We start from the raw sequence: 8145 nt of genomic DNA, 5'->3' as shown, positions 1-8145 counted from the left end.
ATGCTGGCCCCCAAGGGCTCCCCCAGGATGGTGACGGAGACCATGGTAGCAGGAAGGTACTTCAAAGCCCAGTTCAAGCTGTTGTGCCCCAAAACCGTGGGCACCAAAGCCAGGGCCACAAACATGAGCCAGGTGAAGCTGTTAAAGCCCCTCAGGGGCAGGCCCCGCAGCAGGATCAGAAAACCCAAAACCAGGGCCGCGCCGCCGTAGACCAAGAGGGAATAAAGGGCCAGGGGCAGCTGCGGGCGCAGCCTGCGGCCTAAGAGGAAATAGCAGGCCATGGCCACCGCGCCGCCTAAGGCTAAGAGGTTCCCGTAAAGCCGGGACTCGCCCCCTGCACCTTCCGTGAAGGTGACCAGGACGCTTCCCGCCAGGGCCACCACCAAGCCCAGCCACATCCGGGGCGTGGGCTTTTCCGCCAGAAAGAGCACAGAAAGCAAAAACACCCAGAGGGGCTGGGTGGTCACCAGCACTACCGAGCTGGCCACGCTGGTATGCTCCAGGGAGGTCATCCACAGGGCGAAGTGCATAGCCAGCATCACCCCAGCCCCCAGGGCCAGTCTGAGCTGCTGTTTTTCTAGCCTTAAGCCCCGCCCCTCCCTTAGGGCCAGGGGCAGAAAAAACAAAGCCGCAAAAAGCATGCGGTAAAAGGCGATGACAAAGGGAGGTGCCTCCGCCAAGCGGATCAGCACAGCAGATGTGGAAATGGCGGCAACGCCGCCCACTAAAACTAACGTGATTAGTTTCTCCTTGGCCATGCAAACGCTCCTCTACTCCAACCGCTCCAGCAGCAGCAGGCTAAAGCCGATCTTCAGCATTTCTTCCACACTGAGCACCTGGCCCTCCGGGGCCCGCTGGTGCAGCTTCAAAGCGATGGCCAGCTGGCCCGCCTGCTGCGTGTATTCCACCCGGTTCATGGGCACATCCACAGCTAAAATCCTGGAGAACACCGCGGCTGTGGCGGCATGGCCCACCGCGGACACCCAGCCGTAGAGGCGCACCAGCCGCCTGGCCTCCTCCACATCCACCTCCCGTACCCGGTAAAGCCCGGTGCTGGTGACCACGGGGCCGTTGAGCAAAACCACCGGCAGCACATCGCCATCCAGGGCCAAAAGCTCCAGCACATCCTCCGCGAATTCCAGCTGCTTCGCTACCATCTGCTCATCCTCCCTCGGTCCGCCGCGCCGCCCGGGGACTGATGCCGCTTTCCAAATACTGGCGCAAGAGGGCGGCCACCGTCTCCAGGGCCACCTGGTTGAAGCCCCCTTCGGGCACGATCAGATCCGCGTACTTTTTCGAGGGTTCCACAAAAGCTTCGTGCATGGGCTTCACCGTGGAAAGATACTGCTTGTGCACGGAGTCCAAACTGCGCCCCCGCTCCTGCACATCCCGGACCAGCCGGCGCAGGATGCGCACATCGGGATCGGTATCCACGAACACCTTGAGATCAAACAGGCTGCGCAGCTCGGGATCGGCCAAAACCAAAATGCCCTCCACAATCACGATGCGGCGGGGCTGCACGGTGATGGTGCGGTCCGTCCGCACATACTGGGCAAAATCATACACCGGCACCTGGATGGTCTCGCCCCGCTTGAGCCGCTTCAAATGCTCGATGAGGAGCTCATCCTCCAGGGCGTCGGGGTGATCGTAGTTGATCTTCAAACGCTCCTCAAAGGGTAAGTCCCAGTTGGCCACGTAGTATGAGTCCTGGGAAATAATCACGCACTCTTCGCCCATGGCCGCCTGCAGGGCTTGGGCAAAGGTGGTCTTGCCTGAGCCGGTCCCCCCGGCTATGCCCACAATAATCACAGAGATCACCTATACTTTCTTGCCTGCACCGCTATTCCACCAGATACCCTGCCCGGCGCAATGCGGCCCGGATTTCTTCCATCACTTCCTGGTTGGGGGCATCGATTGTATGCAGATGATAGCCCCCCGTAAGCACCAGCAGGGGCTCACCTTGGAGCTCCTGCATTTTTTCGATAAAGCGCTGCACATCCTGCCTAGAGCTGAGCTGCAGATTGGCGGTGAGCTCGCCGTAGAGGGGATGCTCCACCGAGACATCCACCACCGTGCCCCCCAGATCCACGATCAAGTTCAGCTCCCGGGCCAGCTCTGCGTTTTCCGCCCCGTGGCGCACCGCCACCCGGCTGCGGTGGGCCGCCCGGGCCGCGGCCTTGGGCAAAAGATAACCCTGGGGGGTGGCGATAATCCCCGCGCCCTGGGCTCTAAGCACCGCAACATCGCCCACGATCACCTGTCTGGTCACCCCGAAGAGGCTGCTCAAGGTGGAGCCGGTGATGGGCTCCTCCGCCTCCTCCAGGAGGGCTAGTATTCTTTCCCGGCGCTCTTCCTGCTTCACTCCCATTCCCCCACAGATCTTGCCAAAAGCTGCTTAGTAGTATACTATACAGGTGTATATACACCTGTATAGATTGCGAGGAACTGCCCATGCGCTTGACCACTAAAGAACTGCTCTACGGGGCTTTGCTCACGGGCTTAGCCCTCCTCATTCCCCTGGCTTTCCAGGGCTGGCTCCAGGTGACCATCCCGCCCTTTTCCGCCACCTTAGCTAGTCATCTTCCCACCATGCTGGCCATGACCATCAGTCCCTGGACCGCGGCCCTGGTGGGGGCAGGCTCCAGCCTGGGCTTTCTCCTCACCCTAGGGCCGGTGGTGGCCCTCAGGGCGGCGGTGCACATCCTCTTTGGCGTCGCGGGGGCCTGGCTCTACGCCAGGGATCAGACCCTCTGGAAGGCGCTGCTTTTGACCTTACCCATCCACGCCCTAGGTGAGACCCTGGTGGTGCTCCCCTTTGGCTTCAGCTTCCAGCAGGCCCTTTTGGTGATCGGCCTCGGCACCGCGCTGCACCACCTGGCGGATGGCGCCATCACCTCCGCTGTGTTTCAGGCCTTAAGTAAAGCGGGCGTACGTTTAGACCTTAGCGGTAAAGGCACGGTCAACCACCTTTAAAAGCTCGATAATCTCCAGATTCTGCGGACAGGCGGCCTCACAGCTGCCGCAGGCAATGCACTGGCTGGCATCTTTGCCGTTCTTGGCTAAATACTCGTACTGCGGGCGATCGCTGGCAAAACTGTTGTACATGCTGGCTTCGTTGTAGAGGCGGAACAGCCTGGGGATCTCCACACCTTGGGGACAGGGCAGGCAGTAGCGGCAGTCTGTGCAGGGAATCTGGATGCGCTGGGTATAAAGCTCACGGGCCTGGGCGATAATGCCCAGTTCTTTTTTGCTCAAAGAATGGGGCTTGGCTTCCGAGAGCACCCGCACGTTTTCCTCCACATCGGACATTTGATGCATCCCGCTTAAGATCACCGAAACCTCCGGATGATCCGCCACCCAGCGCAGGGCCCATTCCGCAGGACTGCGCTTGATGGGCGCCGTGCGGAAGAGCTCCTCCACCTCCGGCGGCAGGTTCCGCACCAACCGCCCTCCCCGCAGGGGCTCCATGATCACCACACCCAGCCCCTTGCTGGCGGCGTACTTCAGCCCCGCCAAGCCGGCCTGGTGGCATTCGTCCATGTAGTTGAACTGGATCTGGCAGAAATCCCAAGGGTAGGCGTCCACGATCTCCCGGAAGACCGGCAGATCATCGTGGAAGGAAAAGCCCGCGTAGCGGATGCGCCCTTCCATCTGCATCTGTTCCAAAAATTCCAGCGCCTCATGTTCCAAGGCCTGCTGCCATGACCTGCGGTTCAAAGCGTGGAGCAGGTAGAAGTCGATGCACTCCACCCCCAGGCGCTCCAGCTGCTCGTTGAAGTAGCGGGCGCAGTCCTGGGGGGACTTCACCAGCCACATGGGGAGCTTGGTGGCGATGTTCACCTTCTCCCGGTAGCCGTCCTGGACGGCCTTGCCCACCAGCACTTCGCTCTGCCCGTCGTGGTAGCTGTAGGCGGTATCCAGGTAGTTGACACCATGATCGATGGCATAGCGGATCATGGCAATGGCCTCAGCCTCATCGATTTCCCCCGTGGGCAGCGTGGGCAGGCGCATGCAGCCGAAGCCCAGCAAGCTCACTTCTTCCTTGGTTTGCCCCATCATTCTCCTTTGCACACGATCACCCCTCGAGTACTAATTCGCAGTCTCCCCCCGTTTCCCTGCCTTCGGGGGTAAACAGGAAAAGCAAATGCGGCCTCGAACTGTAGTTCTAGAAAAGGGGAGATGCAGATGATAAGTTACCTATTCCTAGGTGCAGCCGTCGGCCTGGTTTTGGGATTCCTCATCGCCTATGCCCTGCTCAGCCAGGGCAAGGCCAGACTGGAGGCCCAGCTCAGCGCGGTGAGGGAGCAGCGGGCCCGGGAAGAGGAGTACTTAAAAGCCATCCAGCAGGAGTTTCGCACCGTGTTTCAGAACCTGGCCCAGGAAATCCTGGAGGCCAAAGCCTCCAGCTTGTCCACCCAGACTTCCCAGCAGCTGCAGAGCCTCTTGGAGCCCCTCCGCCAGCGCCTGCTGGAATTTCAAGAGCGGGTGGAGCAGACCCACCGGGAGAGCATGATCAAAATCGGTACCCTGGAGCGGGTGGGCCTGGCCATGTCCGAAGAGGCGGAGCGCCTGGCCAAAGCCCTCAAGGGCGAAGTGAAAACTCAGGGGGACTGGGGCGAGATGATCCTCAGCCGCATCCTGGAAGCTTCGGGCCTGCGGGAAGGCCATGAATACGTGCTGCAGGGCGTAGGCTTAGATCTCCGCAGTGAACAGGGGAGCAAAATCCGCCCCGACGTGGTGGTGATCCTGCCGGAAAATCGCCACCTGATCATCGACTCCAAGGTCTCTTTAACCGCCTACGAGCGCCATGCGGCCAGCAGCGATCCCGAAGAGCAAAAGCGCCTAGAAAAGGACCTGGTCCGCTCCTTGAAAAACCACATCGACGGGCTGCGGGAGCGCCACTACCAGGGCAGCGGACTCAACTGCCCCGATTTTGTGCTCATGTTTATGCCCCTGGAGCCGGCCTACGCCTTGGCCCTCCAGGCTGACCCGGCCCTCTTCCAGTATGCCTGGGAGCGGAAGGTGGTGCTCACCACCCCCACCACCCTCATGGCCACCCTCTGGATTATCGCCAACATCTGGCAGCAGGCCCAGCAGACCGCCAACGCCCTGGAGATCGCCCGCCAGGGCGGGGCGCTCTACGACAAATTCGTGGGCTTTGTGGGCACCTTAGAAGAGCTCGGCCGCCAGCTGGAACGCTGCCAAAACTCCTACAACCAAGCCGTCAACCAGCTGAAAACCGGCCGGGGCAACCTCATCTCCAGGGCGGAAAACCTGCGGGCCTTGGGCGCGGCCGCGAGCAAATCCCTGGACGCCCAGCTCACCGCGGCTGCCCTGGAAAGCGATGGGGCAGCCCAGGACTAGGCAATGCGCCAGTCAATGGGCTCCTGCCCCGTTTCCGTTAAGAAGGCATTGGCTTTGGAAAAGTGGCCGCAGCCGAAAAAGCCCCGGCTGGCCGAGAGGGGACTGGGATGGGGAGCGGTGAGCACCAGGTGGTGGGGCTTGGTGATCAGCCGCTGCTTGCTCTGGGCGGGCCGGCCCCAGAGGAGAAAGACCACCGGTGTCTCTTTGTCGTTGAGCAGCTCCAAGACCCTGTCCGTGAACCTTTCCCAGCCCTTGCCCTGATGGGACCCGGCCTGGCCCCGCCGCACGGTCAGCGTTGTGTTCAAAAGCAGCACCCCCTGATCCGCCCAGGCTTCCAGACAGCCGTGGGCCGGGACGGGGATGCCCAGATCCCGGACCAGCTCCCGGAAGATGTTCTGCAGCGATGGAGGTTGGGGCACCCCTCTGGGCACGGAAAAGGCCAGGCCGTGGGCCTGCCCCGGCCCGTGGTAGGGATCCTGCCCCAAGAGCACCACCTTGGTCTGGGCGTAGGAAGTGCGCTTCAGCGCTTCGAAGATCTTGTACATATCGGGGTAGATCGTGCGGTAGCGGTACTCTTGGATCAAAAACTGCCGCAGGGCCAGGTAGTATTCCTTGCTAAATTCCCCCGCCAAAAGCTCATCCCAGTCATTGCCCAGATGCACTGCCACTGAGTTCACCTCCCTTGCCCAGGGCCGCCAGCTGCTCAAAGGCGTGCAGGGCCCCCTGCTCGCCGTTGCTCAAAACCACAACCTCCATGGGCTCCTCCAGCGTTCCCCCGAAGAGGACATGGGCCCCCGGGGCCCGCCCTTCGATCTTATACACCCTAAGGCGCGCATCCCAGTAAGGTGCCAGAAGCCTTTCCACCGTTTCCGCGGGCAGCAGCTGGCCCTGGGCCAGAAGCTGCCAGAAGCGGACCAGATCCGGCGCGCCGGCAAAAAGCTGGGGCTCATCCCCTGGCAAAGCGTAGATGTTTTCCACAGGGCGCCCCGCAGGGCTGATGGTGTAACCTGTGGCCGCCCAGGCGGGGAGCTGATCCAGGTAGAGGTAGGAGGTTCGCCCCAGCTTGCCCGGGAGGAGGACCTCCCGCTCCACTACCTCCCAGGCCTTTTCGCCTGTAATGGCCGCGAGCCTACGCTCCGGCTCTTCCGCCCCTTCCAGCTGCCCCAACCGGGCCAGGGCCACCTGAGCGAAAAACTGCCGGGCGGAGCCTAAGTTGAAGGCGGTGTAGGGGTTGTTGGGGATTTTAAACCTTCTGTGGGCATAGCCGAAGGCCCCCCGGAACTGCACCTTGGCCTTCTTGGTCACCTGGCACACCCCGGAGAAATCATCCTCCACGGAAAAGCCCCGGTAGTGGGTGTCCCAGGTGCTCAAAGCTGTGGTGCCCTTCAGTTCAAAGCTTTCATCCAGCTGGGGAACGAGCACAGGCACCTCCAGCTCCCCCCGGATCAGCTCAGCAAATCCTTCACTGCTCTCCTTTTCCCCGTGGGTGACAAAGACCTGCCCGATGTGGCGGAAACGCCGCAGCCACCTCAGCAGCCCCGCCTGATCCGCGTGGGCGGAAAAGCCGCTGATGGTCTCGATCTCAGCGGCCACCTGCACCTCTTCCCCGTGGATGCGCACCCGCTGCGCGCCATCCTGGAGGCGCCGGCCCAGGGTCCCTTCCGCCTGGTAGCCCACAAGCAAAACCGCGGCTTCCCTCCGCCAGAGGTTGTGCTTGAGGTGGTGCTTGATCCGCCCCGCATCGGCCATGCCGCTCGCGGAGATGATCACCACTCCGCCGCTGATGCTGTTGAGGCGCTTGGACTCTTCCACGCTTTCCGTGTAGTGCACGCCCGGCCCCTGGAAGGGGGAGCGCTGCTCCTGGATCATCTCCCGGGTTTCGTAGTCAAACACCTGGCTGTGGCGGCGGAACACCGCCGTGGCTTTGGAAGCCAGGGGGCTGTCGATATAGATGGTCAGGGGCGGGGTTTGCCCCTGATCCTGGAGCACCCGCAGGCTGTGGAGGATATCCTGGGTGCGCCCCAGGGCAAAGGCGGGGATGAGCAGGTTGCCCCCCCGCTCCATGGTGCGGTTCACCACCTCAGCCAGCCGCTTAAGGCGCTCCTCCCTGTTTTCATGGAGCCGGGTACCGTAGGTGGACTCGATCACCAGCACATCCGCCTCCGTCAGGAAGGTGGGATCCTGGACGATGGGCTGATCCAAATTACCCAGATCGCCGGAGAACACAAACTTGGTGGTCTCCTCCCCTTCCGTGATCCAAAGTTCCACAATGGCGGCGCCCAGGATATGCCCGGCATCCCGGAAGCGCACCCGCAGGTCGGGGAAGACCTCGATCTCTTCGTCGTAGACCATGCGGGCAAACTGCTCCATGGTCCTCTCGGCATCGGCCACGGTGTAGATGGGAGTCAAAAGGGGCTGGCCCCTCCGGCGCAGCTTCCTGTTTTTCCGCTCCACTTCCATCTCTTGAATGTGGGCCGAGTCCGCCAGCATGATCTCGCAGAGATCCGCGGTGACCCCGGTGGCATAGATGGGCCCCCGGAAGCCCAGCCTGGTGAGCTTGGGCAGAAGCCCGCTGTGATCGATATGGGCGTGGGTGAGGATCACCCCATCTATTTCCCCGGGCACAAAGGGGAAGTCCCCGTAGTTGCGCTGCTTCAGCTCCTCCGGCCCCTGGAAGAGGCCGCAGTCCACCAGGACCTGCTTGTCCCCAAAGGCCAGGAGGTAGCAGGAGCCGCTGGTACACCCGGCGGCACCCAAAAACTGGATTCTCACTGGCAAGCC

9 protein-coding genes are annotated in these 8145 nt (G+C 62.0%); 2 read left to right on the top strand and 7 right to left on the bottom strand.

Features of this window, described 5'->3' with window-relative positions:
* The 4 genes from ACE4YL_RS05940 to ACE4YL_RS05925 all read right to left on the bottom strand — a co-directional run.
* Positions 1–758, bottom strand: a 758-nt coding sequence (locus tag ACE4YL_RS05940; protein ID WP_461369356.1) for a DMT family transporter, incomplete at its 3' end; no start/stop codon positions are given.
* 12 nt (positions 759–770) lie between these two features.
* On the bottom strand, positions 771–1157 hold the full coding sequence (locus ACE4YL_RS05935) for a YddF family protein (RefSeq protein ID WP_461358801.1): 387 nt from the start codon (positions 1155–1157) through the stop codon (positions 771–773).
* Between the two features lie 4 nt (positions 1158–1161).
* On the bottom strand, positions 1162–1818 hold the full coding sequence (gene udk / locus ACE4YL_RS05930) for a uridine kinase (protein WP_461358802.1): 657 nt from the start codon (positions 1816–1818) through the stop codon (positions 1162–1164).
* Positions 1819–1840: 22 nt separating this feature from the next.
* The gene (locus tag ACE4YL_RS05925; RefSeq protein WP_461358803.1) at positions 1841–2368 is read right to left on the bottom strand and encodes a 3H domain-containing protein; all 528 of its coding nucleotides are present in this window, start codon (positions 2366–2368) and stop codon (positions 1841–1843) included.
* Positions 2369–2457: 89 nt separating this feature from the next.
* Between ACE4YL_RS05925 and ACE4YL_RS05920 the strand changes: the two genes are divergently transcribed.
* Complete coding sequence (locus ACE4YL_RS05920) at positions 2458–2973, top strand: ECF transporter S component (RefSeq protein WP_461358808.1); 516 nt, start codon at positions 2458–2460, stop codon at positions 2971–2973.
* On the opposite strand, the gene ACE4YL_RS05915 is transcribed toward ACE4YL_RS05920, so the two are convergent.
* Entirely contained in the window at positions 2935–4071 is a 1137-nt protein-coding gene (locus tag ACE4YL_RS05915; protein ID WP_461358804.1) for an aldo/keto reductase, read from the bottom strand. The genes ACE4YL_RS05920 and ACE4YL_RS05915 overlap by 39 nt on opposite strands.
* A gap of 114 nt (positions 4072–4185) precedes the next feature.
* On the opposite strand from ACE4YL_RS05915, the gene ACE4YL_RS05910 reads away from it, so the two are divergent.
* Positions 4186–5364, top strand: coding sequence for a DNA recombination protein RmuC (locus ACE4YL_RS05910; RefSeq protein WP_461359990.1), 1179 nt, complete (start codon positions 4186–4188; stop codon positions 5362–5364).
* Here the strand turns inward: ACE4YL_RS05910 and ung are convergent.
* On the bottom strand, positions 5361–6026 hold the full coding sequence (gene ung / locus ACE4YL_RS05905) for a uracil-DNA glycosylase (protein WP_461358809.1): 666 nt from the start codon (positions 6024–6026) through the stop codon (positions 5361–5363). The genes ACE4YL_RS05910 and ung overlap by 4 nt on opposite strands.
* A complete protein-coding gene (locus ACE4YL_RS05900; protein ID WP_461359989.1) occupies positions 6010–8136 on the bottom strand; it encodes an MBL fold metallo-hydrolase RNA specificity domain-containing protein in 2127 nt (708 codons plus the stop codon). Before ACE4YL_RS05900 ends, ung begins: the two co-directional genes overlap by 17 nt.
* Positions 8137–8145: the final 9 nt, after the last annotated feature.

The sequence above is a fragment of the Candidatus Darwinibacter acetoxidans genome, assembly GCF_041936445.1.
Classification (GTDB): domain Bacteria; phylum Bacillota; class Limnochordia; order Darwinibacteriales; family Darwinibacteriaceae; genus DTU010.
This window is presented reverse-complemented; position numbering and strand designations above follow the sequence as displayed.

Bases quoted from the DNA above. Each gene is read 5' to 3' on its own strand.
- ACE4YL_RS05910 (WP_461359990.1), top strand. From the start codon at position 4,186: ATGATAAGTTACCTATTCCTAGGTGCAGCCGTCGGCCTGGTTTTGGGA.
- ACE4YL_RS05925 (WP_461358803.1), bottom strand. From the start codon at position 2,368: ATGGGAGTGAAGCAGGAAGAGCGCCGGGAAAGAATACTAGCCCTCCTG.
- ACE4YL_RS05935 (WP_461358801.1), bottom strand. From the start codon at position 1,157: ATGGTAGCGAAGCAGCTGGAATTCGCGGAGGATGTGCTGGAGCTTTTG.